We start from the raw sequence: 25,101 nt of genomic DNA, 5'->3' as shown, positions 1-25,101 counted from the left end.
CCGTGTCCGGTCCGTCAGTCGTTCTGCCCCAGGGCGTTGTCGTCGATGGCCAGGCTGTCGCTGGCGACGGTGTGGTCGAGCGTGCTGAGGGTGTCGCCCACGTTCAGTCCGTCCAGGTCGTCTCCGGCCAGGCCGTGCGAGGGAGAGATCGCCGCGACGACGAAGCCGGTGGCGAGGGAGGCGATGGCGAGCATGCTGCGCTTCTTCATGCGGGGATCAACGGCGTCGACGGGCAAGGGGTCACGCGTCACCCGGTAATCCACGCGCGCAGTCGGTCGGCCTGCGGCGAGAATGCCGTGGTCGACGACGGTTCGGAGGAGCTTCACCATGATCGGCCCGCAGTGTGCCCACGCCAGTCTGGACGGTCTCGTGACGGGCGACGCCTTCGGCGACAGCTGGTTCACCCGCTCCGACGAGCCCGCCGAGGAGCTGTGGGCGGCGCGGGAACCGCGTCCCGTGCCGTGGCCGTGGACGGACGACTCGGCGATGGCGTTCGTCCTGTTCGCCCACCTGACGGCGCACGGGGAGGTCCGTCCGGGCGATCTGGCGCGGGAGTTCGCCGCCGAGTACCGCCGCGACCCGGGCCGCAAGTACGGCCCGTCCATGCACCGTGTGCTGCGGCACATCGGCGAGGGCGAGGACTGGCGGGCGGTGACGGCGGGACAGTTCGGCGGACAGGGTTCGTACGGCAACGGCGCCGCGATGCGGGTCGCCCCGCTGGGGGCCTGGTTCCGGGACGACCTCGCGGCGGCCCGCGAGCAGGCCCGGCTGTCCGCGCTGGCCACCCACGCCCATCCCGAGGCGGTGGCGGGCGCGGTGGCCGTGGCGGTCGCCGCCGCGCTCGCCGCCGCCGGCGCGGGTCGGGGCGCCCCGGCGCGCGCCGCGTTCCTGCGGGAGGTCGCCGCGTCCCTGCCGGACAGCGACGTCCGCTCCGGGCTGCTGGTGGCCGCCAGCCTCCCCGAGCACACCTCGGTGCGCCACGCGGCCTCCGTGCTGGGTTCGGGGACGCTGATCTCGGCTCCGGACACGGTTCCGTTCGCGCTCTGGTCCGCCGCGGGACACCTGGACGACCTGCCCGAGGCGCTGTGGCAGACCGTCGGCGGGTGGGGCGACCGCGACACGACCTGCGCCGTCGTGGGAGGCGTCGTCGCGTCCCGGACGGGCACGGACGGTGTCCCCGCCCCGTGGCGGCAGGCACGCGAGGACATCCCGGCCTGGAGCGGCTGGGACGCCGGCCCGGAGGTCCGGCAGGTCACCGGGTGACCTGCCCTGTCCGCGCCCGGTGACCCACGCCCGCCCAGAAACGGTCAGGGGCGCGGGGGCGTACCGGTGCCTGCCGCCCGGTCCTTCAGGCGGGAGGCACGTCCGCGTCAGACCCCGGCGACCGTGGCCCCGGTCCTCGTGCTCGCCGAGAGCGCGGCCGCGGCCGCCCCCACCAGTCCCGCGTCCGTCCCCATCTGCGCGGGTGTCACGGTCAGGCGCTGGACGAAGGAGAGGGTCGCGTAGTCACGGAGTGCACGGCGCAGGGGCGCGAAGAGCACCTCGCCCGCCTTGCCCACGCCTCCGCCGATCACCGCGATGTCGATCTCGACGAGGGTCGCGGTGGCCGCGATACCGGCGGCCAGGGCCTGGGCGGCCCGTTCGAAGGAGGCCACGGCGACCGGGTCGCCCGCGCGGGCGGCGGCGGCCACCGCGGCCGCGGAGGTGTCACCGTCGGGGCCGGGCAGCCAGCCGTTCTCCAGGGCCCGACGGGCGATGTGGGGACCGCTGGCGATGCGTTCCACGCAGCCGCGCCCGCCGCACGGACACGGATCGCCGTCGAGTTCGACGCTGATGTGGCCGATGTGTCCGGCGTTGCCGGTGGGGCCGGGATGCAGCCGGCCGCCCAGGACCAGACCGCCGCCGACGCCGGTGGAGACCACCATGCACAGCGCGTTGTCGTGGCCGCGGGCGGCGCCCTGCCAGTGTTCGGCCGCGGTGATCGCCACACCGTCGCCGATGAGCTCGACCGGGAGGTCTCCGGTCACCGCCCGGACCCGGTCGACCAGCGGATAGTCGCGCCAGCCGGGCACGTTCACCGGGCTGACCGTGCCCGCCGAGGCGTCCACGGGGCCCGCGCTGCCGATACCGACCGCGTGGACGCGCCCCCACAGCGGTGACGCGGTGAGCTCCGCCAGTGCCTCCTCGACGGCCCGCATCACGGCGTCGCCGTGCTCCTGTGCGGGCGTGGGGCGCTGCGCGCGGGCCAGGATCGTGCCGTCGCCGTCCACCAGCGCTCCGGCGATCTTGGTACCGCCGATGTCGAGCGCGGCCACTAGGTCGGTGTGCATCAGTCTGGTTTCTCCCGGTCCACCATGGAAAAGGGCTGGCCGGTCCAGCGGTTGGGGGACGCGGGCCGGAGATTGCGGTGGACAGTGTCTCCCGCATCTGACAACGTTGTCCAGGCTCTATGCTCGACGCCACATCCTCATACAACCCATGGGGCCCACGCACCCCCCTGCGCAACTTCCGCGGACGAACTGCGTGGCCGACCTCCTTGGACGACAGGACAGGACACCGCATCGTGCCCGAGACGCAGCGCCGGCCCGAGAGCCGTTACGGCAATCGTCCCACCATGAAGGACGTCGCCGCTCGCGCCGGAGTCGGCCTCAAGACGGTCTCGCGGGTGGTGAACGGCGAGCCGGGGGTCACGCCCGAGACGGAACGCCGGGTCCAGGAGGCCATCGACGCGCTCGGCTTCCGACGCAACGACAGCGCCCGGGTGCTGCGCAAGGGCAGCACGGCCAGCATCGGCCTGGTCCTGGAGGACCTCGCCGACCCGTTCTACGGTCCGCTCAGCCGCGCGGTGGAGGAGGTCGCCCGGGCCCATGGCGCCCTGCTCATCAACGGCTCCAGCGCCGAGGACCCGGACCGGGAGCAGGAGCTGGCGCTGGCTCTGTGCGCGCGCCGGGTGGACGGCCTGGTGGTGATCCCCGCCGGTGACGACCACCGGTACCTGGAGCCCGAGATCAAGGCGGGCGTCGCCACGGTGTTCGTCGACCGGCCGGCCGGTCTGATCGACGCCGACTGCGTCCTGTCGGACAACTTCGGCGGCGCACGCGAAGGTGTGACCCATCTCGTGGCGCACGGGCACCGCCGGATCGGCTTCATCGGCGACATGCCCCGCATCCACACCGCCGCCGAACGGCTGCGCGGTTACCGCACGGCGATGGAGGACGCGGGCATACCGGTCGAGGACGCCTGGATGTCGCTGGGCGCCACCGATCCCCTGCGGGTGCGCGACGCGGCCGAGGAGATGCTGTCCGGGCCCGCGCCGGTCACGGCGATCTTCTCGGGCAACAACCGGGTGACGGTCACCGTGATCCGGGTCCTCGCCGAGCGGACCCGTCAGGTCGCCCTGGTGGCCTTCGACGACCTGGAGCTCGCCGACCTGCTTCAGCCGGGGGTGACCGTCATCGCCCAGGACGCGGCCACGCTCGGCCGTACCGCCGCCGAGCGCCTGTTCGGGCAGCTGGACGGCTCGTTGATCACACCCGAACGCATCGAACTGCCGACCCGGCTCGTCAAGCGCGGCTCGGGCGAGCTGCCGCCGGCCGACTGAGTCCCCCATGACCGCCCGTCGCGAGAACCGCACGCTCCAGGCGCTGGGTCTGGCCGACGCGCCGCGCGACCACCCGCTGACCTATCCCGGCGCCTGGCCGGCCGGGTCGGGGCTGCTCCACGGGGACGAGCTGCTGCCGCTGGACCGGCTGACGCATCCCGGTCGCACTCCGGTCGTGGCCGTCGGCTCCAACGCGAGCCCCGCCCAACTGCGGCACAAGATGGCCGAGTTCGGGATCGCCTCGCCCATCCCGATGGTGAAGGCCCGGGTGACGGGCATCGGAATCGGCGTCTCGGCACACATCAGCCGTGTCGGTTACGTGTCCGCGTCCCCCATCGATTCGCCCGCCGCCACACGGGAGTTGTTCGTCATCTGGCTGGACGCGGAACAACTCGCCCTGATCGACGCGACGGAACCGAACTACGACCGGGTCCTGCTGCCCGCACCGGGCTTCCGGGTCGAGCTGGAGAACGGCGAGGCCCTCTTCGATGCGTTCGCGTACGTGAATCATCATGGTGTGCTGCACAACGCGGACGGCCGCCCGCGCAGCCATCCCGGGCAGCGTGCCCTGATCACCGAACTCCTGGCGGCATCACCGGCGTTGCGGCAGCTGTTCGGGGACACCCCGGAGGAGTTCTGTGCCCGCGCCCGGGCCGACGCGCGACGGTGCGAGCAAGGTACCCGACTGTTCACGGAAGAGAAGTGGGTGACCGCGTCCGGCCTGGAACACCTGCGCGTCCGTTAGGGTGATCGAACGGCGTCGCGTGTCGGTCACCGACTGGGTGAGGCATGGAGGTGCCCGTGAGTTTGCCTTACGGAGGCATTCCACACATGTCAGTCGAGTTGAACCACACCATCATCCACTCCCGTGACAACCGGGAGTCCGCCGAGTTCCTCGCCCACATCCTGGGACTCGAAGTCGGGGCCGAGTGGGGCCCGTTCGTCCCGGTGGCCACCAGCAACGGCGTCACCCTGGACTTCGCCGCCATCCCGGCGGAGTCGATCGTCATGCAGCACTACGCGTTCCTCGTCTCGGACGAGGAGTTCGACGCCGCCTTCGCCCGGATCGAGCGGGCGGGGATCACGTACTTCGCCGATCCGCACGGCAGGATGCCGGGTGAGATCAACCACCACCACGGCGGCCGGGGCGTGTACTTCATGGATCCCGCCGGGCACGGCATGGAGATCATCACGCGCCCGTACGAGATCCCGCAGCTGTAGTCACCTCCGAGTGGAGGCCGGCGGGGCAGGGGTCGCGCGGCGGCGTCGAGCGGTGCCGGTCCTCGGCGAGGACGCTCCGCCCCTCCGGCCGGCGCCTCCTCGGAGGAGGAGGCGGGCGTCGGGCGCGGTGACGGGGAAGCCGGGGACCGGCCCGCCGAAGGAGAACCCCCGGCGACCGGACCGCACGGAGAGCTACCGCGCGGAGGACGTCAGATCGCCTCGGCGCGGTGCCGCGAAGCCCTCCAGGGACGCCCGGGTGAGCCCGGTCGCGTCGGTCACCTCGGCGAGGTCGAGAGCGCCGCAGTCCAGGCCGCGCAGCAGGTAGCCGCTGAGGGCCTTGGCGGTCGCGGGCTCGTCCATCACGTCGCCGCCCGCCCGGTTGGCGTACCGCGCGAGCCGCTCGGCGGCCTGGGCGAACCCCTCCCGGTAGAAGGCGAAGACGGCCGCGTAGCGGGTGGGGATGTGGCCGGGGTGCATGTCCCAGCCCTGGTAGTAGGCGCGGGACAGGGCGCGGCGGGTCAGGCCGTAGTGCAGGCGCCAGGCGTCATGGACCCGCTCGGTCGGACCGACCGGGAGGACGTTCGTGGAGCCGTCCGAGACCCGTACGCCGGTGCCTGCCGCGGCGACCTGCATGACCGCCTTGGCATGGTCGGCGGCGGGGTGGTCGGCGGCCTGGTAGGCGGCCGAGACGCCGAGGCAGGCGCTGTAGTCGAAGGTGCCGTAGTGGAGGCCGGTGGCCCGGCCCCGGGCCGCCTGGATCATGCGGGCGACCGTCGCGGTGCCGTCGGTCGCGAGGATGGACTGGCTGGTCTCGATCTGGATCTCGAAGCCGAGCCGCCCGGTGTCGAGCCCCCGCGCCTTCTCGAAGGCCTCCAGGAGCCGGACCATCGCGGTGACCTGCTCCGGATACGTCACCTTGGGGAGGGTCAGGAGCAGGCCTTCGGGGAGGCCCCCGCTCTCCATCAGGCCGGTGAGGAAGATGTCGAGCGTGCGGATGCCGCGGTCGCGTACCGCGGCCTCCATGCACTTCATGCGGATGCCCATGTACGGGGCCGCGGTGCCCTTCGTGCGGGCTTGCGCGATCAGCCGGGCCGCCCGGGCGGCCGCCTCGTCCTCCTCGGCGTCCGGGCGGGGCCCGTAGCCGTCCTCGAAGTCGACGCGCAGGTCCTCGATGGGCTCGCGCTCCAGTTTGGCCCGCACGCGCGCGTACACGGGCTCCGCGAGGTCGTCGGACAGGCCGAGGCAGGCGGCGAAGGACTCCGCGTCGGGGGCGTGCTCGTCGAGGGCGGCGAGTGCTCTGTCGCCCCAGGAGCGGATCGTGTCGGCGTCGAAGGCGTCGCCGGGGACGTAGACGGTGTGGACGGGCTGGCGGGTGCCGGGGTCGCCGGGGTAGCGGCGGTCGAGTTCGGCGTCGACCGGGGCGAGGGAGGCGCTGATCTCCTCGCTGACGGCGCCCGCGAGGCTCGTCGTGACCGTCTCCTGCTGGCCCTGACCCATTCCACATCCTCCAGGTTTCCGCTTTACGGAATCAATTATCCGTAGGGCGAAGTTATCCGTGCGGCTTCCCGCAGGTCAACACCCTGTCCACGGCGTGGTCCCTCCCGTTCACCGCCGCACCCGGGCCCTCTTCCGTACAGGGGTTCACACCTTCATCCTGGCTCACGAGACGAAGGGGAACACATGACGGGCAGCAGTGTGCCGACCCGGCGGGCGGGGCTGAGAACCGTGGTGGCCGCCGTGGCCGCCGTCCCCCTGCTCGGCACGGTGAGGGCCTCGGCCGCACGGCACGAGAGCCGAGCACACAGGACGCTTCAGCCGGCGCCCGAGCCCCCGCTCGAGGTGATGACGTTCAACCTCCGTTTCGCGTCCGCCAAGGAGCCCAACAGCTGGGCGGACCGCCGGCCGGTGATGCGCGCGCTGCTGCGCCGGGCGGCCCCGCACGTCATCGGCACCCAGGAGGGCCGGCCGCGGCAACTGCGGGACATCGAGGCCGATCTCGGGCCGCACTACGACTGGATCGGCACCAGCCGCAGCGTGGGCGACGACGAGGCGATGGCCGTCTTCTACGACACGCGCCGGCTCGTCCCGGCCGAGTACCAGCACTTCTGGCTCTCCGACACGCCGCACGTGCGCGGCTCCAACACCTGGGGAGGGGGCCATCCCCGCATGGTCACCTGGGTCCGCTTCCGTGATCTGCGGGCGGCGGGGCGGCAGTTCTGTGTCATCAACACCCATCTGGACAACGCGAGCCAGTACGCGCGGGTGCGCGCCGCCGCCCTGATCGCCGCGCGGATCGCCCGGTTCGACCCCTCGCTGCCGCTGCTGCTGACCGGCGACTTCAACGCCGTCGCTCACGACAGCCCGGTCTACGACACGCTGCTCGCCGCCGGCCTGGTGGACACCTGGGACACGGCACGCGCGCGTGGCGGGGCGTACGCCACGTTCCACGGGTACCGGCCGCTGGTCCCGGGCGGGGACCGTATCGACTGGATCCTGGCGACACCCGGCTTCACGGTCCACCGGGAGTGGACCGACCCGTTCACCGTCGGCGGCCAGTACCCGAGCGATCATCTGCCGGTGCGCGTGTCCTTGAGCCCGGAATGAGCCGAGGCCCCCGTGACCTGCGCGGTCACGGGGGCCTCGGACAGTCCTGCGACTGCTCGGCGATCAGCCCTTGCGGGTGTTGATCTCCTCGGTGAGCTGCGGGACGACGTCGAAGAGGTCGCCGACGACGCCGTAGTCGACGAGGTCGAAGATCGGGGCCTCGGCGTCCTTGTTGACGGCCACGATGGTCTTCGAGGTCTGCATGCCGGCGCGGTGCTGGATGGCGCCGGAGATGCCGTTGGCGATGTAGAGCTGCGGCGAGACGGACTTGCCGGTCTGGCCGACCTGGTTGGTGTGCGGGTACCAGCCGGCGTCGACGGCGGCGCGGGAGGCGCCGACGGCCGCGCCGAGGGAGTCGGCGAGGGACTCGATGATCGCGAAGTTCTCGGCGCCGTTGACGCCACGGCCGCCGGAGACCACGATCGCGGCCTCGGTCAGCTCGGGGCGGCCGGTCGACTCGCGCGGGGTGCGGCCGGTGACCTTGGTGCCGGTGGCCTGGGCGGAGAAGGTCACCGCGAGGGCCTCGACGGCGCCGGCGGCCGGGGCGGCCTCGACGGCGGCCGAGTTCGGCTTGACGGTGATGACCGGGGTGCCCTTGGAGACGCGGGACTTGGTGGTGAAGGACGCGGCGAACACCGACTGGGTGGCCACCGGGCCCTCGGCGCCGGCACCGAGGTCGGTGGCGTCGGTGATGATGCCGGAGCCGATGCGCAGCGCGAGGCGGGCGGCGATCTCCTTGCCCTCGGCGGAGGACGGCACCAGGACGGCGGCCGGGGAGACCGACTCGACGGCGGCCTGGAGCGCGTCGACCTTCGGTACGACGAGGTAGTCGGCGTACTCGGAGGCGTCGTGGGTCAGCACCTTCACGGCGCCGTGCTCGGCCAGCGCGGCGGCGGTGTTCTCGGCGCCCGCGCCGAGGGCGACGGCGACGGGCTCGCCGATGCGGCGGGCCAGCGTCAGCAGCTCAAGCGTGGGCTTGCGGACGGCACCGTCCACGTGGTCGACGAAGACGAGGACTTCAGCCATGGGATTGGTCTCCTGCGAAACGAAGTTGAGGGGCGGTCGGCGAAGGGCCTTTAGATGAACTTCTGGCCCGCGAGGAACTCGGCGAGCTGCTTGCCGCCCTCGCCCTCGTCCTTGACGATCGTGCCCGCGGTGCGGGCCGGACGCGCGGTGGCGCTGTCGACCGCGGTCCAGGCGCCCTCGAGACCGACCTCCTCGGCCTCCAGGTCCAGGTCCGACAGGTCCCAGGACTCGACCGGCTTCTTCTTGGCCGCCATGATGCCCTTGAACGACGGGTAACGCGCCTCGCCCGACTGGTCGGTGACCGACACGACGGCGGGCAGGGAGGCCTCGAGCTGCTCGGAGGCGGCGTCGCCGTCACGGCGGCCCTTGACGGTGCCGTCCTCGACGGAGACCTCGGAGAGCAGGGTGACCTGCGGGACGCCCAGGCGCTCGGCCAGCAGGGCCGGGACGACGCCCATGGTGCCGTCGGTGGAGGCCAGGCCGGAGACGACCAGGTCGTAGCCGGCCTTCTCGATCGCCTTGGCCAGCACGAGCGAGGTGCCGATGGCGTCGGTGCCGTGCAGGTCGTCGTCCTCGACGTGGATGGCCTTGTCGGCACCCATGGAGAGGGCCTTGCGGAGCGCGTCCTTGGCGTCCTCGGGGCCCACCGTCAGGACGGTGATCTCGACGTCGTCGTCGGAGTTCTCGGAGATCTGCAGCGCCTGCTCGACCGCGTACTCGTCGAGCTCGGAGAGCAGACCGTCCACGTCGTCCCGGTCGACGGTCAGGTCATCGGCGAAGTGCCGGTCGCCAGTGGCGTCGGGCACGTACTTCACAGTGACAACGATCCTCAAGCTCACGCCGGCTCTCCTACTGCATCGTCAGTTCTCGGCTGCCTTCTTCCAGGCAGCATAGGCGCCACAAGCGGCCGATCCCGGTCGGGGCGACCCGCGCTCCGACCGAAATATTACTCGTCAGTACACCCAGTTCGTTCCCGCTGAGCAAGCGCTTTGAACTGTGACCTTTGCAACGCAGCGTAATCGGAATTCGACGACTTCGCAGGAGAGCCGGGGGGTGATCAATCCCGCAGGGCGGTGAACCGCCCCTGGTGGTAGAGCAACGGACGGCCCGCACCCTCCGGGTCGCCCAGGACCACCTCGGCCAGCACGATCCGGTGGTCTCCCGCCGGCACCCGCGCGACGACACGGCACACCAGCCACGCGAGCACGTCGTCGAGGACGGGAACGCCGTGCGGACCCCCACGCCAGGCGGTCGGCGCGCCGAAGCGGTCGGCACCGCTCCTGGCGAAGGTGGCGGCCAGTGCCTGCTGGTGTTCGCCGAGTATGTGGACGCCCACGTGCGTGGCCCGGGACAGCGCCGGCCAGCTGGAGGCGCCGGTTCCGATGCCGAAGGAGAGCATCGGGGGTTCCGCCGAGACGGAGCTGAGCGAGGTCGCGGTGAAGCCGACCGGGCCGCTCTCGTCGGAGGCGGTGATCACGGCGACGCCGGCCGCATGCCGCCGGAAGACGGAGCGCAGGAGATCGGGAGAGGCCAGGTGCGGAGAGCCGAGGCCGGGCGTGGCCGTCATGGGGTGGTCCTTCTGCGAGAGGTGGCGAGCCGGTCCGTGGGTGCTCAACGGGCCGGACAGCGCGCGCTCGCGGTACGGACCAGGTCGACGTGCACCCGGCCGTGGAGAAGGAGTTCCTCAGGCATACGGTCAGACTGACGATAGGTGGCATGCGCAGTCAAGTACGTCCCGGCATCCGGGAGACTCCTCACCGCCTCCGGACGGCGGATCACACGGCCTCCCCCAGGGCGGCGATGACGTCCTCCTTGCGGGGCTGGCCGGTGGCACGTCGGACGATGCGGCCGTCGGCGTCGAGCACCAGGACGGTCGGGGTCTTGAGGATGTCGAGGTCGCGGACGAGGTCCAGGTGCGCCTCGGCGTCGATCTCGATGTGGGTCACTCCGGGAACCACGCCGGCCACCTCGCCGAGGACCCGGCGGGTCGCCCGGCAGGGCGCGCAGAAGGCGCTGGAGAACTGTACGAGTGTGGCCCGTTCACCGAGTTCGCCGCCGAGCCGGTCCGCCCCGAGCCGTTTGCCGTCGTCGCGCCCGCGCACCCGCACCCTCCCGCTCCGCCGCCGTTGCAGCACTCCGTAGGCGCTCGCCGCCACGAGCACCGCCACGCACACCACCAGTCCGGTCATCGCACGCTCCAGCGTTCACGAGACTGCAAAGATTCCCGCTCCCAGGAATCGTTTCCGTTGCGGAATGCTTGATTCATGGACATCGATGTGAGGGGCCCGCGTTTCGGGGCCGCCGTGACGACCGTGGTACTGGCGGTCGTACTGATCACCGGCAGCGCCTGGCTGCTGGCGTGGCAGACGCTGGCGTTCGCGCTCGGCGCGGCGGGCGGAGTGGGACGGTCGCCGTACGGCTGGGTGTTCCGCAGGGCCGTACGGCCGCGGATCGGGCCGCCCACCGCGTTCGAGGCGGCGGAACCGCCGCGGTTCGCTCAGGCGGTGGGCCTGCTGTTCGCGGGAGTCGGTCTCGTCGGCCTCGCCCTGGGCCTCGGCTGGCTGGGCCTGGCGGCGACCGGGGCGGCACTGGCGGCCGCGTTCCTCAATGCCGCTTTCGGGTACTGCCTCGGATGCGAGATGTACCTGCTCGTACGCCGCGTCGCGGTACGCACGGAGTAAAGGCGGCTTAAAAGCCCGAGGTGGATCAAGGGGGTTGAAGTGACGAGGATCTCGCCGTTCCCGGGCACCAGGGCTGGCTCCCCGGCCGTTCTTCGGGCACGATCTGCGAGATGCCGTAAACCTACGGCTGCGTAACTTTGCCGCCGGGAGGCATCCCCGGCAAAGAGAAGGAAGGGTTCGCCCCGCCCATGGCAGAGCTTGTCTACCGCCCCGTCGTCGGCCTCGCCCAGACCCTGTTCAAGGCCTGGGACCTCAAGATCGACTGCAAGGGGTCGGAGAACATCCCGCGCTCGGGCGGAGCCGTGCTGGTGAGCAATCACATCAGCTACCTCGACTTCATCTTCGACGGTCTGGCCGCACTCCCGCAGAAACGTCTCGTTCGTTTCATGGCGAAGGAGTCCGTCTTCCGCCACAGGATCTCCGGCCCGCTGATGCGCGGCATGAAGCACATCCCGGTGGACCGCAACCAGGGCGAGACGGCCTACGCGCACGCGCTCGAGTCGCTGCGCTCGGGCGAGATCGTCGGGGTCTTCCCCGAGGCCACCATCTCGCAGTCGTTCACGCTCAAGAGCTTCAAGTCGGGTGCGGCCCGGATGGCCCAGGAGGCGGGCGTCCCGCTGATCCCGGTGGCCCTGTGGGGTACGCAGCGCCTGTGGACCAAGGGCCACCCCCGCAACTTCAAGCGCAGCCACACCCCGATCACCATCCGCGTCGGCGAGGCCGTCGAGGCCTCCCGCGACAAGTACGCGGGCGCCATCACCCGGCAGCTGCGCGAGCGCGTCCAGGAGCTCCTGGAGGCAGCCCAGCGCGCCTATCCGGTCCGCCCCAAGGACGCGAACGACACCTGGTGGATGCCGGCCCACCTGGGCGGCACGGCCCCGACGCCGGAGCAGGTCCGCGAGGCCGAGGCGCGCTGACGCGGCTCCGCCCGCCGTCACCCCCTGACCGTCGTCCCCCCGGCCGGAGTTCGCCCGCCGGGGGCTCCCCCACGTGCTCCCGCGCCGCGCGCGAGCGGGGTGGTCACAGTGCGGCGGGGAGCGTCCTCCACAGATGCGCCCGGTCGGGGGCGGTGCGCAGGGCGCCGAGGACGGCCGGGTGCGGCACGGCGTAGAGGCCGGGGTAGTCCAGTTCGCCCGCCTCCGGCTCGGGCAGGAAGGCGAGCCGTTCGCCGTCCAGGGAGAACCGCGCGTCCACGCCCGGCTTGTTGCCGCGTGGATCCTGTCGGTGCCAGGCCCCGTTGAAGCGCACGGCGACGAGTCCGTGCACGACGTGTCCGCCGCCCTCGTCGTGGGCGAACCGCTGATAGCACAGCGCGGTCGGGATGTCCTCGGCCCGAAGCAGCGCGGCCAGCGCGTGCGCCTTGGCGTGACAGACGCCTGTCTCCTGTGCCAGCACGTCCGAGGCGCGCCAGGTCACGCGCGGGTCGCCGGCGTCCTGCGAGTGGGTGATGGCGTCCCGGACGAACTCGAAGGCGAGTCGTGCATAGGCATACGAGTCCTGCGCGTCCTTCGCGAGCCGGGCGGCCGTGTCCCGCACCAGCGGATGGTGATGGTCGATGACCTCGTCAGCAGCAAGGTAGGCGGAAAGGTCGGGGTTCTCCTGGATCAGCTCCATGACTGGAGAGCATAGGAAAGCGATCACCCGACAGTCAATGACTTTACAGGTGACCGCATACCTATGCACCGATGCCCGTGCGGTGGGGCGTGGCCGCTACCGCGCCATCTCCTCCTTGACCGCGCCGACGAACGTGTCCACGTCCTCCTCGGTCGTGTCGAACGCGCACATCCAGCGCACGACGCCCGCGGCCTCGTCCCAGAAGTAGAACCTGAACCTCTTCTGCAGGCGCTCGCTCACGTCGTGCGGAAGCCGTGCGAACACCCCGTTGGCCTGCACGGGGTGGAGGATCTCCACCCCGTCCACGGCCCGCACGCCCTCCGCGAGCCGCTGGGCCATCTCATTGGCGTGGCGGGCGTTGCGCAGCCACAGGTCCCTGGCGAGCAGGGCCTCCAACTGCACCGACACGAAGCGCATCTTGGAGGCGAGCTGCATGGACAGCTTGCGCAGGTGCTTCATGTGACGGACGGCGCCCCGGTCGATGACGACGACCGCCTCGCCGAACAGCGCGCCGTTCTTCGTCCCGCCCAGCGAGAGGATGTCGACGCCCACCGCGTTGGTGAACGTCCGCATCGGGACGTCCAGCGAGGCGGCCGCGTTGGCTATCCGGGAGCCGTCCAGGTGCACCTTCATGCCGTGCGCGTGGGCGTGATCGCAGATCGCGCGGATCTCGTCGGGCGTGTAGAGCGTGCCCAGCTCCGTGCTCTGGGTGATCGAGACGACCTGCGGCATGGCGCGGTGCTCGTCCTCCCAGCCCCACGCCTGTCTGTCGATCAGCTCGGGGGTGAGCTTGCCGTCGGGCGTCGGGACGGTGAGCAGCTTCAGGCCGCCCATGCGCTCGGGCGCGCCGCCCTCGTCGACGTTGATGTGGGCGCTCTCGGCGCAGATCACCGCGCCCCAGCGGTCGGTGACCGCCTGGAGGGCGACGACGTTGGCGCCGGTGCCGTTGAAGACCGGGAAAGCCTCCGCGGTGGAGCCGAAGTGGCTCCGGACGACGCTCTGGAGGTGCTCGGTGTAGTCGTCCTCGCCGTACGCCACCTGATGGCCGCCGTTGGCCAGGGCCAGGGCGGCCATCACCTCCGGGTGGGCCCCGGCGTAGTTGTCACTGGCGAAACCGCGGACCTGCGGGTCGTGATGGCGACGAGCCTGGGTGAAAGCGGCCTTCGAAGGGTTCACGGCTTCTCGGTGAGCCACAGACGCTGTCCGTTCACTTCGGGGGCGGGCTTGTCCCAGACTCCGGCGATGGCGTCGGCCAGATCCTTGACGTCCGTGAAGCCCGCGAACTTCGCGTTGGGGCGGTCGGCGCGCATCGCCTCGTGCACCAGCGCCTTCACCACCAGGATCGCAGCCGCGGAGGTCGGGCCCTCGGCGCCCCCCGCCTTGCGGAAGGCGTCGGCGAGCGCGAGGGTCCAGGCCTCGGCGGCGGCCTTGGCGGCGGCGTACGCGGCGTTGCCCGCCGTGGGGTTGGAGGCGCCGGAGGCGCTGATCAGCACATAGCGGCCGCGCTCGCTGCGCTGGAGGCCCTCGAAGAAGGCGAGCGAGGTGTGCTGAACGGTCTTGACCAGCAGCAGTTCCAGCAGGTCCCAGTCGTCCAGGCTGGTCTTGATGAACGTCTCACTGCCCCGCCAGCCGCCGACGAGGTGGACCACGCCGTCGACCCGGCCGAACTCCTTCTCGACGCGGTGCGCCCACTCCCGGGTCGAGTCCAGGTCGAGCAGGTCGACCGGCTCACCGGTGACGGTGGCGCCCCCGGCCCCGTAGCGGGCCGCGTCGACGGCCTCCGCCAGGCGCTCGGGGTCGTTGTCCGCGCCGGCGACGGTGGCGCCGGCCTCGGCGAGTCTGAGCAGTGCCGCCCGGCCGGCGGGTCCGCCCGCGCCGGCCACCGCGATCACCGCACCGTTGAGAGCCCCGTTCCCCATTTTTGCCTCCTGCTGAGCGGTGTTCGTACGGTCGCTCACGCGGCGACCCTCTCGGCGCTGTCCGCCGTGATGCCCTTGGTGGAGGCGATCACGTTCTTCAGCTTCTTGGACAGTGCCTCGTAGAACATGCTCAGCGGAAACTCGTCCGGAAGCACGTCGTCCACGAGTTTGCGGGGCGGCTGGGTCAGGTCCAGGGCGTCGGGGCCCTTGGCCCACTTGGAGCCCGGGTGCGGGGCGAGGTAGGTGGAGACCAGCTCGTAGCCGGCGAACCAGTGGACGAGCTTCGGGCGGTCGATGCCGTCCCGGTAGAGCCGCTCGATGTCGGCGCACAGCTCGTTGGTGACGTGCGGGGCGCGCTGCCAGTCGATGTGCAGCTGGTTGTCGGTCCAGCGGACGACATCGTGCTTGTGCAGGTAGGCGAAGAGCAGCTGGCCGCCGAGGCCGTCGTAGTTGCGCACCCGCTCGCCGGTGACCGGGAAGCGGAACATGCGGTCGAAGAGGACCGCGTACTGCACGTCACGGGCCTGCGGGACGCCGTCCGCCTCCAGCTTCACGGCCTCCTTGAAGGCGGTGAGGTCGCAGCGCAGCTCCTCCAGGCCGTACATCCAGAACGGCTGGCGCTGCTTGATCATGAAGGGGTCGAAGGGCAGGTCGCCGTGGCTGTGGGTGCGGTCGTGGACCATGTCCCACAGGACGAAGGCCTCCTCGCAGCGCTTCTGGTCGTGGACCATGGCGGCCATGTCCTCGGGCAGCCGCAGACCCAGGATGTCGACGGCGGCGTCGGTCACGCGGCGGAAGCGGGCGGCCTCCCGGTCACAGAAGATGCCACCCCAGGAGAAACGTTCCGGCGCTTCACGGACGGCGATGGTCTCCGGGAAGAGGACGGCGGAGTTGGTGTCGTAGCCGGCCGTGAAGTCCTCGAAGGTGATGCCGCAGAACAGCGGGTTGTCGTAGCGGGTGCGCTCCAGCTCGGCCAGCCACTCCGGCCAGACCATGCGCAGCACCACGGCTTCCAGGTTGCGGTCCGGATTGCCGTTCTGGGTGTACATCGGGAAGACGACCAGATGCGTCAGGCCGTCGCGACGGTTCGCGGCGGGCTGGAAGGCCAGCAGCGAGTCGAGGAAGTCCGGCACCTCGAAGCCGCCGTCGGCCCAGACCCGCAGGTCCTTGGCCAGCGCCCGGTGGTAGTCGGCGTCGTGCGGGAGCAGCGGGGACAGCTCCTCGACGGCCTCGATCACGCGCAGGACGGCCTGCTCGGCGTCCGTGCGACGAGGGGCGCCCTCGGCCGCGAAGTCGATCGACCCGTCGTTCGACTGCCAGGGCCGGATCCCCTCCACGGCATCCTTGAGCACGCGCCACGCCGGGTGCTCCACCACCCTGACCGCCGGAGGAACCTGCTCCCCCGTAGCTGCCTGCCCAAGAATTTCCGTCATGTCCCATCCTTCGCTGGAGAAACTCGCGTCAGGACACCGTATGCATATGAGGATTCCTCCAGCAAGTGGACCTTCGGGAAATTATCCTGCCCTCCCACATCTTCACCGCACTTTTTCCTGCCGGACACCGGAAGAGCGACGAGTTCCGCCAGAGCCGGTGCGACGGGTCGGATCGTCGGTCGGGGGGTAGAGAAACCCTCGGTGCACGCGCGCCGGGGCGGGTAGAGGAACCCTCGGTGCACGCGCATGTCCTGGTCGGCCCGGGGCCACTAGGCTGCGTGCTCCTCCAGCCCCAGCCGTCGACGGAAGCGAGTCGTGTCTTGAACTTCCTCACCATCGGTCACCGCGGAGTCATGGGTGTCGAGCCCGAGAACACCCTGCGTTCCTTCGTCGCCGCGGAGCACGCCGGCCTGGACGTCATCGAACTCGATCTGCACCTGAGCAAGGACGGTTCCCTGGTGGTCATGCACGACCCCGACGTGGACCGTACGACCGACGGGACCGGGCCCATCGCCGACCAGACGCTCGCGGAGCTGCGGACCCTCGACGCGGGCCGCGGGGAGCGCGTCCCGTTCTTCGAGGAGGTCCTGGACGCCGTGCGGCTCCCGCTCCAGGCCGAGATCAAGGACGTTCAGGCGGCACGGGCGCTGGCCGAGGTGATGCACGCGCGGGACCTGGTGGACCGCGTGGAGGTGTCCTCCTTCCACGACGAGGCCGTCGCGGAGATCGCCCGCCTGGTACCCGGGGTGCGCACCGCGCTCATCGGCAGCCGCTACGGTCTCGACATCGTGGACCGCGCCGTGGAGTCCGGTGCCGCTACGGTCTGTCTCAATCTGCGCCGGATCACCCTGGAGATCGTCGAGGAGGCGCGGAAACGGGACCTTCGGATCATCGGCTGGGTGGTCAACACACAGGACCAGCTGCGGCTCGTCCGCGCCCTGGAACTGGACGGCGCGACCACCGACTACCCGGAGATCAGGCGCACCGGCCGCTTCACGGCGTAGGACGTCACGGCGCGGGGACCTCCACGGCGCAGGAGCGGTCCTGGCGCAGGACGTCACGGCGCGGAAGCGGTCCTGGCGGTCAGACGAGCTCCTTCACCAGCAGCTCGAACTCAAGGTCGTCGCGCTGCGGAATGCCGAAGCGCTCGTCGCCGTAGGGGAAGGGGGTCATGCGTCCGGTACGGCGGTAGCCGCGCCGCTCGTACCAGGCGATGAGGTCCTCGCGTACGGAGATGACGGTCATGTGCATCTCGGTGACGCCCCAGGTCTCGCGGGCCTCTCGCTCGGCCTTCGCCATGACCACCCTGCCGAGGCCGGCCCCCTGGATCGTGGGGCTGACGGCGAACATGCCGAAGTAGGCGTGTCCGCCGCGGTGTTCGAGCTGGCAGCAGGCGACGATCCGGCCCTGCTGCTCGACGGTGAGCAGCCGGCTGTCCGGCGCCTTGATGACCGCGAGCACGCCGTCGGGGTCGGTCCGCTGCCCCTGGAGAATGTCCGCCTCCGTCGTCCACCCGGCCCGGCTGGAGTCGCCCCGGTAGGCCGACTCTATGAGGTCGACGAGCGCGTCCACGTCCGTGTCGACGGCGTCTCTGAAGGTGAATGCGGTGGCGGCGGTGTCCATGCGGGGTCTCCGGTCTCTGACGCGGGCTGGGGCACCGAGAAGCGTAGACCCTGCGCCGGTAGGCTCCGGATGCATGGTGCACGTACTCAGCAGCAGAACCCTGCTCCGCCCCACCGATCCCGAGCGCTCCCACACCTTCTACGGGGAGCGGCTGGGCCTGGCCGTCTACCGCGAGTTCGGAACGGGGCCGGAGCGCGGTGTCGTCTACTTCCTCGGCGGCGGTTTCCTGGAGGTCTCGGGCCGGTCGGAGACTCCGCCCGATCCCGCCGTACGACTGTGGCTCCAGGTGGCGGACGTGGCGGCGGCGCACGACGAACTGAGGACCAAGGGGGTGGAGATCGCCCGGCCGCCGGTGCGGGAGCCCTGGGGCCTGTTCGAGATGTGGATCGCGGATCCGGACGGCACGCCGATCGTCCTGGTCGAGGTACCGGCGGACCATCCGATCCGGTACCGGCCGGGAATCTGAGTCCGCCGACCCGTTTCGGGGGCATCGGGCCAGGCCGTGGCGGGTCCGCAGGGTCGTGGTGGCCACCGGATGCCATAGCCCGGGCCGAGGCATAGCGTGCTGGAAGGGGCCCCTTCGGAAGGAACAGCCATGAAGCTCGACGCGCCCGTGCCGGGCGGGCCCTGCTGGGCCGAGCTGGGGACCAGTGACCTGGAGGCGGCGAAGCGGTTCTACGCGGAGCTGTTCGGCTGGCGCGCGGAGACGGATCCGCGGCAGGAGGCGGGCGGCTACACGGTCGCCCACCTCGGCGACGCAGCCGTCGCCGCGCTCAGTCCCCTGTACCAGGAGGCACAGCCGTGTGCCTGGAACGTGTCGTTCGCGGTGACCGACGCCGATGTCAGCGCGCGGCTGCTCACCGAGGCCGGCGGCAAGGTGCTGGTCGCCCCCATGGACGTCTTCGACGTGGGCCGTTTCGTGGTCGCCCTCGATCCGGGCGGCGCCGCGTTCCAGTTGTGGCAGGCGCGGGCGTTCCCGGGCGCCGGACTGTTCAACGCGCCCGGCTCGCTCGGCTGGGTCGAGCTGATGACCCGCGACCCCGGCCAGGCCGAGACCTTCTACTCGACGGTGTTCGGCTGGACCGTCAGCTCTTCGGAGAACTACGTGCAATGGGGCGTCGGCGGCGCGGACTTCGGCGGCATGGTCGCGATGGACGAGAAGTTCCCGCCCGAGGTCCCTCCCCACTGGCTGCCGTACTTCGCGGTGGCGGACGTGGACGCGTCCACGCGGACGGCGGTCGAGGCGGGCGGCTCCGCGCTCATGGAGCCGACCTCGGTACCGGACGGCCCGCGGATCGCCGTACTGCGGGACCCGCAGGGCGCGGTGTTCGGCGTGTACCGGGCGGGAGACGAGAAGTGAACGCTCAGACCCGCAGCGCCCGCATGTGTCCTTCCAGTCGGCTCAGCAACTCGCCCAGCAGATCAGCGAGTTCGCCCTGCCGGCCGTCGTCGAGGGCGGACAGTACGGCGCTCTCGTAAGTGAGTTGCTCGGGCATGATCCCGTCGACGAGGTCCCGCCCGGCGTCCGTGAGGCGGAGGTGCGCGACGCGTCGGTCCCGGGTGTCGACGCGCCGCCCCACCAGGCCGCGTTCGGTGAGCTGCTTGAGACGCTTGGTGACGGCCGCCCCGGAGGAGAAGGTCTCGCGGGCCAGTTCGCCGGGTGTCAGCTCGTGACCGGTGCGGCGCAGCGCGCCGAGCAGGTCGAACTCGGCACGGCTCAGGCCGGCCCTGCGCAGCGGGGCGTCCTCCGCCTGCTGGAGGAGGGCGGCGCAGCGGTTGACGCGGCCGATGATCTCCATCGGCCCGGTGTCGAGGTCGGGCCGGACGGCCTGCCACTGCCGTACGACCGCGGCGACCGTGTCGTTCCGTGCGGCGTCCCCGACACCCACCCGCGCCGGGTCGCCGGTGCCCGCCCGCGCCGGGTCGCCAGTGCCCGCCCGGTCGGCACTCCCCGTCCCGGGACCGTTCCCAGCCCCCGCACCGCCGTCCGGCCCGACGCCCTTCCCCGACCCCGCAGCATCCCCAGCCCCCGCACCGCCGTCCGGCCCGGCAGCATCCCCCGGTGCCGCACCACTGTGTGGCGCCGCACCACTGTCCGGACCGACACCACTGTCCGGCCCCGCAGCACTGTCCCGACCGGCAGCATCCCCGGGGGCCGCACCGCCGTCCTGCCCCGCAGCACTGTCCGCACCGGCGGCGCCGTCCGGCCCCGCATGACTGTCCTGCCCGGAAGCGGTGTTCTGCCCGACGCCACTCGCCGGCCGCGCGCCGCTCCCCACCCTGTCGTCGCTCGTCGACCCGGCACGACTTTTCGCCCCGGCCGCTCCGCCCCCGTCGCCGCGTCTCGTGGGGTCACCGGTGGTTTCGGGGTCGTGGGCCGCGGGCCGTTCCCCCGGCGCGTCCCCGGTCGCCGAGCCTTCCCCCGCCCCGTTCGTCCCGTTCCCGGCCGCCGCCCGTCCCTGCGTCGCCGTCATCGCCGTACGTCCTCCGCTCCCGTGCTCGCGTCCCGGTCCAGGAGCAGCCCCTGGCGCCGTACCGTCGCCGCGAGCGTACGGTGTCCGGACTGTTCGGCCGCCACGACCCGCTCCTCGGGCAGCGCCCGCTGCCACCACTCGCCGGACGCCGCGTCGGCGGCGGCACGCAGGTCGACCAGGGCGGCGGCGAGGCCGCGGCGGACGGACTCCAGGGCGCCGGGGGCGGGGCACGGCTCCGCCAGGAGGCGGGCGGCCCGCTCGCGGTCCCGTTCGGCGGCCGTCAGGGCGTGTCCGAGGCGATCGCCGGCCCTCCGGTTGGTGACGGCGACCGCGGCGACGAAGCCGACCACGGCGCCGACGAGGGTGTCGGCGAGCCGCTCAGTGATCAGTCGACCGGAGTCCTGGACCTGCGCGAACTCGGTGATGAGCAGGGCCATCGGGGTCACGCAGACGCTGCCGAGCCAGTAGTTGCGGCTGATCAGCGCCTCGGCTCCGAAGTTCAGAGCGAGGCAGACCAGGACGAGGGCCGCCTGCGTCAGGTGCGCGAGCGGGACCAGCGCGGCGAAGGCGAGAACGCCGACCAGGTTGCCGACGACGCGCTGGACTCCGCGCCTCCAGGTGAGCGTGACGTTCGCCTGGTACAGGGACGCGGCGGTGACCAGGGCCCAGTAGGGGCGGCCGACACCGAGGGCGAGGGAGACATAGCCCGCGAAGGCGCAGCCGAGAGCGGTGCGGGCGGCGATCGGCGCGAGGGGGGCCAGGCGGAGCCACAGCGACGGCTGTCCGGTGGCGAGCTCGGCGTCGACACCGAGGAGTTCGTCGTCGTCCACGAGGTCACCCGGGTGCCGGACCGGGCCGGTGCAGCCGCGCAGCCGCGCCGGATCGGTGTCGGCGGGGGCGGCGAGGGCGATCTCGGCTCGGACGACGAGACGTTCCAGAGCCCGGCGGGTCTCCGTGGCGCGGGCCGACAGGAGGGTCTGCCAGGCGGCGTGCACGGCGGCGGCCGCGGCGGCGCGGGTCCGGGCGTGGCCGTCGGCGGTGCCGTCCGTGGCGGCGTAGGCGGCGGCCGCGTTCAGGGCTTGCGCGGTGGCGCGGCGCTCGGGGCCGTGCGGGCGCAGCAGCCCGGGCGCCATGCCGATCAGCCAGGCCCAGGCGCCGGCGGCGAGTGCCAGTCCCAGATGGCCGGGAACCTGCCCGAGGATCTGCGGGACGAACAGCGCGGCGGAGCTGACGAAGGTGAGGACGACATTGCCGGGCGGGCCGAGGCGGGTCGCGTCGCAGAGGACCTTCTGCGCGGCCGCGAGGAGGGCGCCGACGGTGACCAGGGCGACGGCGTCGCCGGTGAGCGAGGCCGCGAGCAGGGCGACGGCCAGACCGCCCGTCATGCCCAGTACCACCCAGGCCAGGACCCGGGCCCGGGCCGCGTAGGGGCGGTTGTGGGCGTACAGCGCGCACAGGGACCCCGCCATCGTGTACATCGCCAGGTCCAGCCGCCCCAGGGCCAGCAGGATCAGGTTCGGCGGGGCGACGGCGGCGATCACGCTCAGGGCGGGCTTGAACCAGATGTCGGAGGGCTTGGCGAGGCGCAGCACACCGGCGACCGGCAGGCGGAGTCCGGGACGGGCTCGGCGACCCGTCCGGCGACCCGTCCGACGGTCCCGGTCACGGACCGGATCACGGACCGGGTCATGCGGCTGCTCACGGACCGGCTCGCGGCGGGATCCCGGGCTGGATTCCAAACGGGATTGCAAACGGGATTCCGGGCTGGACTCGCGGTGGGGGCGTCGAGGGGTCGCACTGCTCATGCCTGGCAATTTAGCATGTGTTTTATCTGTGAACTATTTCCGTGCTCCGTCGACCGCTCCCCCTGTACACCCTTGCGCCCGCGTGCGCACGGTGCCCCGAGGGCATCGCAATCCTCGATTGCGGACGTCGAGCGGGGAGGCGCGCGTGCACGGACCGGCTTCGCCCGGCTGGCTGCTGGTGGCGCTGTGTGCGGCGACCGGCGCCTACTGTCTGCTGCGCATGCGCAGCGGGCTCGAGGAACAGCGCAGGGCCGCGGGCGGCGAGGCGCTGATGGGATTCGGGATGGCCGCGATGGCCGTGCCCCCGGCCGCGTTCACCCTGCCGGCGTGGGCCTGGCCGGTGTTCGCGGCGGTCTTCGCGGCGGCCGCGCTGCGGGCCCTGTGGGCGGCCCGCGCGAGCACCCACCACCTGCACCATCTGGTCGGGGCAGGAGCGATGGCCTACATGGCGGCCGCCATGGCCGTCGCGCCCGCGCACCCGCACGGGCACGGCGGGTCCGGCGTCCCGCTGCTGACAGGGGTGCTGTTGCTGTACTTCACCGGGTACGTCCTGCTCGCCGGGGTCCGGCTGTTGCCGGTGTCCGGGGCGGGGGGAGCCGCCGTCGCCTGGAGCGACCGGCCCGAAGTCGCGCGGGCGTGCCGACTGTCGATGGGGATCGGGATGCTCGCCATGCTGCTGACGATGTGAACCCGGCCGCGGCGTGGTCTGCGTCACTTCACCGGGACAAGCCGTACCCCTGAGCGGTACGCCGCTCATAGGCTGCTGCGCATGATGGTCCCCGTGGTACTGCTGCTGCTCGGTGCCCTGACCGCCGTGATCGCCCCCCGGCTGATCGCCCGGGCCGACTGGCCGGACCGCGAACCGGTGGTCGCCCTGTGGGCGTGGCAGTGCGTGGTGGCCGCGGTCCTGCTGTGCTGCGTGTTCTCGATGACGCTCAGCGCCGCGGCGGCCTGGCAGGCGGTGCGCGGTCATGTCTTCGCGCCGGCCCCGCACTCGGTGGTTGAGGCGTACGCGCTGGGCGCTGCGGGGCCCTGGGCGGCGGCGACCGCGGTGGCACTCGCGTGCGGCGGACTGTGGACCGGGGCGATGCTCGTACGGGAGGTCCTGCGGAGCCGGACCGGCCGCCGGAGCCGCCACGCCGAACTCCGCCTGCGAGCACCGTTGTTGCCGGGAGAGGAGCCCACGTCCGGGCGACTGCTGGTACTGGAGGCCGAGCGGACCGACGCCTGGTGGCTGCCCGGTGCGGCGCCTCAACTGGTGGTCACCACAGCCGCGTTGCGGCGCCTGAAGGGGCGTCAGCTCGATGCCGTGCTCGCGCACGAGCAGGGGCACGTCCAGGCGCGTCACGACTGGTTGCTGCACTGCTCGGCGGCGCTGGCCACCGGGTTCCCGCAGGTGCCGGTGTTCGCCGCGTTCCGCGACGAGATGCACCGGCTGGTCGAACTGTCGGCCGACGACATGGCCTCCCGCCGCTTCGGCCGGCTGACCACCGCCCTTGCGCTGGTCGAACTCAACGAGGACCGGGGCGTGTTCGGCCCCTCCCCCGCCCCGCAGGCCCAACTCCCACAGCGCGTGCACCGGTTGCTCACACCGGCCGACCGGCTCACCGCGGCCCGCAGACTGCGGCTGACGGCGGCGGCCTCACTCGTGCCGGTGATCCCGGTTCTGGTGACCCTGGTCCCCGCACTGCGCGCGCTTGGCTGAGCCGGAGCGGCCACCGCGCCGAGCGCCCCGTCCGTGGGCCGGCCCGTCGCGACAGGGGTGGGGCCAGGAATGCGGACGACCACCGCCGGCCGGACCGTGCCACCCCGGGTTCGCCTCCGTCCCCACCGTTCGGCGAGGATTTCCCCATGCACACCCCGCCCGTCGACTCCCCGCCCCGCCTCTCGGCCCTGCGCACGGCCCTCCGGACCGCTCTGGCCCTGGGACTGTGTTCCGCCCTGCTCCTCGTCCTGGTCACGGCCGAGTGGCACCCCCTGATCTCCGTCGACGGCGACATCTCCCGCACCACCCACCGCTGGGCCGTCGCCGACCCCGACGTCACCCAGATCTGTCGCATCCTCACGGACTGGGTCTGGGACCCCTTGACCCTGCGCCTGCTGGGGGCGGTGGTCGCCGTGTGGCTGGTGTGGCGGTACGCGGACTGGTGGACGGCCGGGTGGCTGGTCGCCACGTCCGCGGTGGGCACGCTGATCCAGCAAGGACTCAAGGCGGGCGCGGACCGCGCCCGACCGGTCTGGCCCGATCCGGTCGACTCCGCCCACTACGCGGCGTACCCCTCCGGGCACGCGCTGACCGCCACGGTCGTGTTCGGTCTCCTGTTGTGGGTGCTGCATCGGCACGGCGTCGCCCCCGTCCTGTGGCGTACGGCGCTGGCGGTGGCGGTGGTCTCCGTGGTGGGCGTGGGCCTGACCCGGATCTGGCTGGGCGTGCACTGGCCCTCGGACGTCCTGGGCGGCTGGCTGCTGGGCGCCATGCTGGTCGCCCTGGCGATCGCGGCCCAGGTGCGGTGGCGTCCGTGACCCTGCCGGAGCGGCGATACGGTTACGTGGGACCGGAGGACGTGCGGCAGGCGGTCGTGCCGGGGGCCGGCGGCCGGGTGATCCACCGCGCCGCGGACCTGGACACGTACGCGACGCCGGAGGACGCGGAACCGTTCACTTACGTCGTCGGGCTCGACGGCCTCCTGCGGCTCGCGCCCCGGTGCAGCGAGCACGTGGCCTGCGCGGGCGGCGGAGACGTACTCGGAGCGGGCGAGATCTCGTTCCGCCGCACCCCGTACGGGCCGCACGTCCTCGAGGTCAGCAATCAGTCCACCGGCTACTGCCCGGACCCCGATTCCTGGCCGGCCGTGGCCGCCGCGCTGGACCGGGCCGGTATCGGCCGCCCCGACGGCTTCACCCACGCCCTGGTGTTCCGGCGCTGCGAACGGTGTGAAGAGAACAACGTCGTACGTGAGGGGGCCTTCGTCTGCGTGTTCTGCGACGCCGATCTCCCGCTCGCGTGGAACGTGACCCCGCTGGACCGGCCAGGTGGGCAGGAAGCGTGAGCTCCGAGAGGTCCACACGGTTCATGGACTGGGCCCACCCGCTGCCGACG

Annotated in this window: 28 protein-coding genes; 14 read left to right on the top strand and 14 right to left on the bottom strand. The window is 72.0% G+C overall.

Annotated elements, in window-relative coordinates:
* Positions 1-14 precede the first annotated feature (14 nt).
* Positions 15-209 carry a hypothetical protein gene (locus ACIPFH_RS36890; protein ID WP_401833494.1) on the bottom strand — a complete coding sequence of 65 codons (195 nt, stop codon included), beginning with the start codon at positions 207-209 and terminating at the stop codon, positions 15-17.
* A gap of 118 nt (positions 210-327) precedes the next feature.
* On the opposite strand from ACIPFH_RS36890, the gene ACIPFH_RS36885 reads away from it, so the two are divergent.
* Positions 328-1,263, top strand: coding sequence for an ADP-ribosylglycohydrolase family protein (locus ACIPFH_RS36885; protein ID WP_401833496.1), 936 nt, complete (start codon positions 328-330; stop codon positions 1,261-1,263).
* Between the two features lie 107 nt (positions 1,264-1,370).
* Here ACIPFH_RS36885 and ACIPFH_RS36880 read toward each other — a convergent pair whose 3' ends face one another.
* Positions 1,371-2,330: an ROK family protein gene (locus tag ACIPFH_RS36880; protein WP_401833498.1), complete on the bottom strand. Its 960-nt coding sequence runs from the start codon at positions 2,328-2,330 to the stop codon at positions 1,371-1,373.
* 233 nt (positions 2,331-2,563) lie between these two features.
* Between ACIPFH_RS36880 and ACIPFH_RS36875 the strand changes: the two genes are divergently transcribed.
* The 3 genes from ACIPFH_RS36875 to ACIPFH_RS36865 all read left to right on the top strand — a co-directional run bounded on the left by ACIPFH_RS36875 (position 2,564) and on the right by ACIPFH_RS36865 (position 4,822).
* Positions 2,564-3,601: a LacI family DNA-binding transcriptional regulator gene (locus ACIPFH_RS36875; RefSeq protein ID WP_401833501.1), complete on the top strand. Its 1,038-nt coding sequence runs from the start codon at positions 2,564-2,566 to the stop codon at positions 3,599-3,601.
* A 7-nt stretch (positions 3,602-3,608) separates the two neighbouring features.
* Positions 3,609-4,346, top strand: coding sequence for a hypothetical protein (locus tag ACIPFH_RS36870; protein ID WP_401833504.1), 738 nt, complete (start codon positions 3,609-3,611; stop codon positions 4,344-4,346).
* A gap of 86 nt (positions 4,347-4,432) precedes the next feature.
* Positions 4,433-4,822 (top strand): VOC family protein, encoded by a 390-nt coding sequence (locus ACIPFH_RS36865; protein ID WP_401833507.1) that lies wholly within the window; start codon positions 4,433-4,435, stop codon positions 4,820-4,822.
* A 192-nt stretch (positions 4,823-5,014) separates the two neighbouring features.
* Here ACIPFH_RS36865 and ACIPFH_RS36860 read toward each other — a convergent pair whose 3' ends face one another.
* Positions 5,015-6,319, bottom strand: a complete 1,305-nt coding sequence (locus ACIPFH_RS36860; RefSeq protein ID WP_401833509.1) for a DUF6986 family protein — start codon at positions 6,317-6,319, stop codon at positions 5,015-5,017.
* Between the two features lie 183 nt (positions 6,320-6,502).
* Here ACIPFH_RS36860 and ACIPFH_RS36855 point away from each other — a divergent pair, with 183 nt between their 5' ends.
* Entirely contained in the window at positions 6,503-7,426 is a 924-nt protein-coding gene (locus ACIPFH_RS36855) for an endonuclease/exonuclease/phosphatase family protein (RefSeq protein WP_401833511.1), read from the top strand.
* Positions 7,427-7,489: 63 nt separating this feature from the next.
* On the opposite strand, the gene ACIPFH_RS36850 is transcribed toward ACIPFH_RS36855, so the two are convergent.
* From ACIPFH_RS36850 to ACIPFH_RS36835, 4 genes are all read right to left on the bottom strand, one after another.
* Entirely contained in the window at positions 7,490-8,452 is a 963-nt protein-coding gene (locus ACIPFH_RS36850) for an electron transfer flavoprotein subunit alpha/FixB family protein (RefSeq protein ID WP_401833514.1), read from the bottom strand.
* 50 nt (positions 8,453-8,502) lie between these two features.
* Positions 8,503-9,291, bottom strand: coding sequence for an electron transfer flavoprotein subunit beta/FixA family protein (locus ACIPFH_RS36845; protein ID WP_401833517.1), 789 nt, complete (start codon positions 9,289-9,291; stop codon positions 8,503-8,505).
* Positions 9,292-9,509: 218 nt separating this feature from the next.
* A complete protein-coding gene (locus ACIPFH_RS36840; protein ID WP_401833519.1) occupies positions 9,510-10,019 on the bottom strand; it encodes a flavin reductase family protein in 510 nt (169 codons plus the stop codon).
* 208 nt (positions 10,020-10,227) lie between these two features.
* The gene (locus ACIPFH_RS36835; RefSeq protein ID WP_401833521.1) at positions 10,228-10,641 is read right to left on the bottom strand and encodes a TlpA family protein disulfide reductase; all 414 of its coding nucleotides are present in this window, start codon (positions 10,639-10,641) and stop codon (positions 10,228-10,230) included.
* 75 nt (positions 10,642-10,716) lie between these two features.
* On the opposite strand from ACIPFH_RS36835, the gene ACIPFH_RS36830 reads away from it, so the two are divergent.
* Both ACIPFH_RS36830 and ACIPFH_RS36825 read left to right on the top strand, forming a co-directional pair.
* Positions 10,717-11,133, top strand: a complete 417-nt coding sequence (locus ACIPFH_RS36830) for a DUF4395 domain-containing protein (protein ID WP_401833523.1) — start codon at positions 10,717-10,719, stop codon at positions 11,131-11,133.
* 188 nt (positions 11,134-11,321) lie between these two features.
* Positions 11,322-12,050 (top strand): lysophospholipid acyltransferase family protein, encoded by a 729-nt coding sequence (locus ACIPFH_RS36825; protein ID WP_356249477.1) that lies wholly within the window; start codon positions 11,322-11,324, stop codon positions 12,048-12,050.
* A gap of 103 nt (positions 12,051-12,153) precedes the next feature.
* On the opposite strand, the gene ACIPFH_RS36820 is transcribed toward ACIPFH_RS36825, so the two are convergent.
* The 4 genes from ACIPFH_RS36820 to ACIPFH_RS36805 all read right to left on the bottom strand — a co-directional run bounded on the left by ACIPFH_RS36820 (position 12,154) and on the right by ACIPFH_RS36805 (position 16,099).
* Positions 12,154-12,747, bottom strand: a complete 594-nt coding sequence (locus ACIPFH_RS36820; protein ID WP_401833526.1) for a transglutaminase domain-containing protein — start codon at positions 12,745-12,747, stop codon at positions 12,154-12,156.
* Positions 12,748-12,843: 96 nt separating this feature from the next.
* Entirely contained in the window at positions 12,844-13,923 is a 1,080-nt protein-coding gene (locus ACIPFH_RS36815) for a low specificity L-threonine aldolase (RefSeq protein ID WP_359121209.1), read from the bottom strand.
* Complete coding sequence (locus ACIPFH_RS36810; RefSeq protein WP_356249507.1) at positions 13,920-14,666, bottom strand: SDR family NAD(P)-dependent oxidoreductase; 747 nt, start codon at positions 14,664-14,666, stop codon at positions 13,920-13,922. Before ACIPFH_RS36810 ends, ACIPFH_RS36815 begins: the two co-directional genes overlap by 4 nt.
* Positions 14,667-14,701: 35 nt before the next feature.
* Complete coding sequence (locus ACIPFH_RS36805) at positions 14,702-16,099, bottom strand: DUF6421 family protein (RefSeq protein ID WP_401833530.1); 1,398 nt, start codon at positions 16,097-16,099, stop codon at positions 14,702-14,704.
* A gap of 320 nt (positions 16,100-16,419) precedes the next feature.
* Between ACIPFH_RS36805 and ACIPFH_RS36800 the strand changes: the two genes are divergently transcribed.
* Positions 16,420-17,103 (top strand): glycerophosphodiester phosphodiesterase family protein, encoded by a 684-nt coding sequence (locus tag ACIPFH_RS36800; RefSeq protein WP_356249469.1) that lies wholly within the window; start codon positions 16,420-16,422, stop codon positions 17,101-17,103.
* A gap of 79 nt (positions 17,104-17,182) precedes the next feature.
* Here the strand turns inward: ACIPFH_RS36800 and ACIPFH_RS36795 are convergent, their stop codons facing one another.
* Positions 17,183-17,722: a GNAT family N-acetyltransferase gene (locus ACIPFH_RS36795; protein ID WP_401833533.1), complete on the bottom strand. Its 540-nt coding sequence runs from the start codon at positions 17,720-17,722 to the stop codon at positions 17,183-17,185.
* A 73-nt stretch (positions 17,723-17,795) separates the two neighbouring features.
* Between ACIPFH_RS36795 and ACIPFH_RS36790 the strand changes: the two genes are divergently transcribed.
* Both ACIPFH_RS36790 and ACIPFH_RS36785 read left to right on the top strand, forming a co-directional pair.
* Positions 17,796-18,188, top strand: a complete 393-nt coding sequence (locus tag ACIPFH_RS36790; RefSeq protein ID WP_401833535.1) for a VOC family protein — start codon at positions 17,796-17,798, stop codon at positions 18,186-18,188.
* Positions 18,189-18,317: 129 nt separating this feature from the next.
* Entirely contained in the window at positions 18,318-19,082 is a 765-nt protein-coding gene (locus tag ACIPFH_RS36785) for a VOC family protein (RefSeq protein WP_356249462.1), read from the top strand.
* A 4-nt stretch (positions 19,083-19,086) separates the two neighbouring features.
* On the opposite strand, the gene ACIPFH_RS36780 is transcribed toward ACIPFH_RS36785, so the two are convergent.
* Both ACIPFH_RS36780 and ACIPFH_RS36775 read right to left on the bottom strand, forming a co-directional pair.
* A complete protein-coding gene (locus ACIPFH_RS36780) occupies positions 19,087-19,611 on the bottom strand; it encodes a MarR family winged helix-turn-helix transcriptional regulator (RefSeq protein ID WP_401833536.1) in 525 nt (174 codons plus the stop codon).
* Positions 19,612-20,192: 581 nt separating this feature from the next.
* Entirely contained in the window at positions 20,193-21,788 is a 1,596-nt protein-coding gene (locus ACIPFH_RS36775) for an FUSC family protein (protein ID WP_401833538.1), read from the bottom strand.
* A 358-nt stretch (positions 21,789-22,146) separates the two neighbouring features.
* On the opposite strand from ACIPFH_RS36775, the gene ACIPFH_RS36770 reads away from it, so the two are divergent.
* From ACIPFH_RS36770 to ACIPFH_RS36755, 4 genes are all read left to right on the top strand, one after another.
* The gene (locus ACIPFH_RS36770; protein WP_401833539.1) at positions 22,147-22,689 is read left to right on the top strand and encodes a DUF5134 domain-containing protein; all 543 of its coding nucleotides are present in this window, start codon (positions 22,147-22,149) and stop codon (positions 22,687-22,689) included.
* Between the two features lie 81 nt (positions 22,690-22,770).
* Complete coding sequence (locus ACIPFH_RS36765; RefSeq protein ID WP_401833542.1) at positions 22,771-23,706, top strand: M56 family metallopeptidase; 936 nt, start codon at positions 22,771-22,773, stop codon at positions 23,704-23,706.
* 146 nt (positions 23,707-23,852) lie between these two features.
* On the top strand, positions 23,853-24,524 hold the full coding sequence (locus ACIPFH_RS36760) for a phosphatase PAP2 family protein (protein WP_401833544.1): 672 nt from the start codon (positions 23,853-23,855) through the stop codon (positions 24,522-24,524).
* The gene (locus tag ACIPFH_RS36755; protein ID WP_401833546.1) at positions 24,512-25,051 is read left to right on the top strand and encodes a hypothetical protein; all 540 of its coding nucleotides are present in this window, start codon (positions 24,512-24,514) and stop codon (positions 25,049-25,051) included. Before ACIPFH_RS36760 ends, ACIPFH_RS36755 begins: the two co-directional genes overlap by 13 nt.
* Positions 25,052-25,101: the final 50 nt, after the last annotated feature.

The organism is Streptomyces sp. NPDC088157 (assembly GCF_044741545.1).
In the GTDB taxonomy this organism is placed as follows: Bacteria; Actinomycetota; Actinomycetes; order Streptomycetales; family Streptomycetaceae; genus Streptomyces.
The sequence above is the reverse complement of the archived record's forward strand: the minus strand, read 5'-3'. Positions and strand labels throughout refer to the sequence as shown.

Bases quoted from the DNA above. Each gene is read 5' to 3' on its own strand.
- ACIPFH_RS36825 (WP_356249477.1), top strand. From the start codon at position 11,322: ATGGCAGAGCTTGTCTACCGCCCCGTCGTCGGCCTCGCCCAGACCCTG.
- ACIPFH_RS36785 (WP_356249462.1), top strand. From the start codon at position 18,318: ATGAAGCTCGACGCGCCCGTGCCGGGCGGGCCCTGCTGGGCCGAGCTG.
- ACIPFH_RS36870 (WP_401833504.1), top strand. From the start codon at position 3,609: ATGACCGCCCGTCGCGAGAACCGCACGCTCCAGGCGCTGGGTCTGGCC.
- ACIPFH_RS36805 (WP_401833530.1), bottom strand. From the start codon at position 16,099: ATGACGGAAATTCTTGGGCAGGCAGCTACGGGGGAGCAGGTTCCTCCG.
- ACIPFH_RS36790 (WP_401833535.1), top strand. From the start codon at position 17,796: ATGGTGCACGTACTCAGCAGCAGAACCCTGCTCCGCCCCACCGATCCC.
- ACIPFH_RS36820 (WP_401833526.1), bottom strand. From the start codon at position 12,747: ATGGAGCTGATCCAGGAGAACCCCGACCTTTCCGCCTACCTTGCTGCT.
- ACIPFH_RS36890 (WP_401833494.1), bottom strand. From the start codon at position 209: ATGAAGAAGCGCAGCATGCTCGCCATCGCCTCCCTCGCCACCGGCTTC.
- ACIPFH_RS36765 (WP_401833542.1), top strand. From the start codon at position 22,771: ATGATGGTCCCCGTGGTACTGCTGCTGCTCGGTGCCCTGACCGCCGTG.
- ACIPFH_RS36840 (WP_401833519.1), bottom strand. From the start codon at position 10,019: ATGACGGCCACGCCCGGCCTCGGCTCTCCGCACCTGGCCTCTCCCGAT.
- ACIPFH_RS36850 (WP_401833514.1), bottom strand. From the start codon at position 8,452: ATGGCTGAAGTCCTCGTCTTCGTCGACCACGTGGACGGTGCCGTCCGC.
- ACIPFH_RS36860 (WP_401833509.1), bottom strand. From the start codon at position 6,319: ATGGGTCAGGGCCAGCAGGAGACGGTCACGACGAGCCTCGCGGGCGCC.
- ACIPFH_RS36795 (WP_401833533.1), bottom strand. From the start codon at position 17,722: ATGGACACCGCCGCCACCGCATTCACCTTCAGAGACGCCGTCGACACG.
- ACIPFH_RS36810 (WP_356249507.1), bottom strand. From the start codon at position 14,666: ATGGGGAACGGGGCTCTCAACGGTGCGGTGATCGCGGTGGCCGGCGCG.
- ACIPFH_RS36760 (WP_401833544.1), top strand. From the start codon at position 23,853: ATGCACACCCCGCCCGTCGACTCCCCGCCCCGCCTCTCGGCCCTGCGC.
- ACIPFH_RS36885 (WP_401833496.1), top strand. From the start codon at position 328: ATGATCGGCCCGCAGTGTGCCCACGCCAGTCTGGACGGTCTCGTGACG.
- ACIPFH_RS36835 (WP_401833521.1), bottom strand. From the start codon at position 10,641: ATGACCGGACTGGTGGTGTGCGTGGCGGTGCTCGTGGCGGCGAGCGCC.
- ACIPFH_RS36865 (WP_401833507.1), top strand. From the start codon at position 4,433: ATGTCAGTCGAGTTGAACCACACCATCATCCACTCCCGTGACAACCGG.
- ACIPFH_RS36855 (WP_401833511.1), top strand. From the start codon at position 6,503: ATGACGGGCAGCAGTGTGCCGACCCGGCGGGCGGGGCTGAGAACCGTG.
- ACIPFH_RS36830 (WP_401833523.1), top strand. From the start codon at position 10,717: ATGGACATCGATGTGAGGGGCCCGCGTTTCGGGGCCGCCGTGACGACC.
- ACIPFH_RS36880 (WP_401833498.1), bottom strand. From the start codon at position 2,330: ATGCACACCGACCTAGTGGCCGCGCTCGACATCGGCGGTACCAAGATC.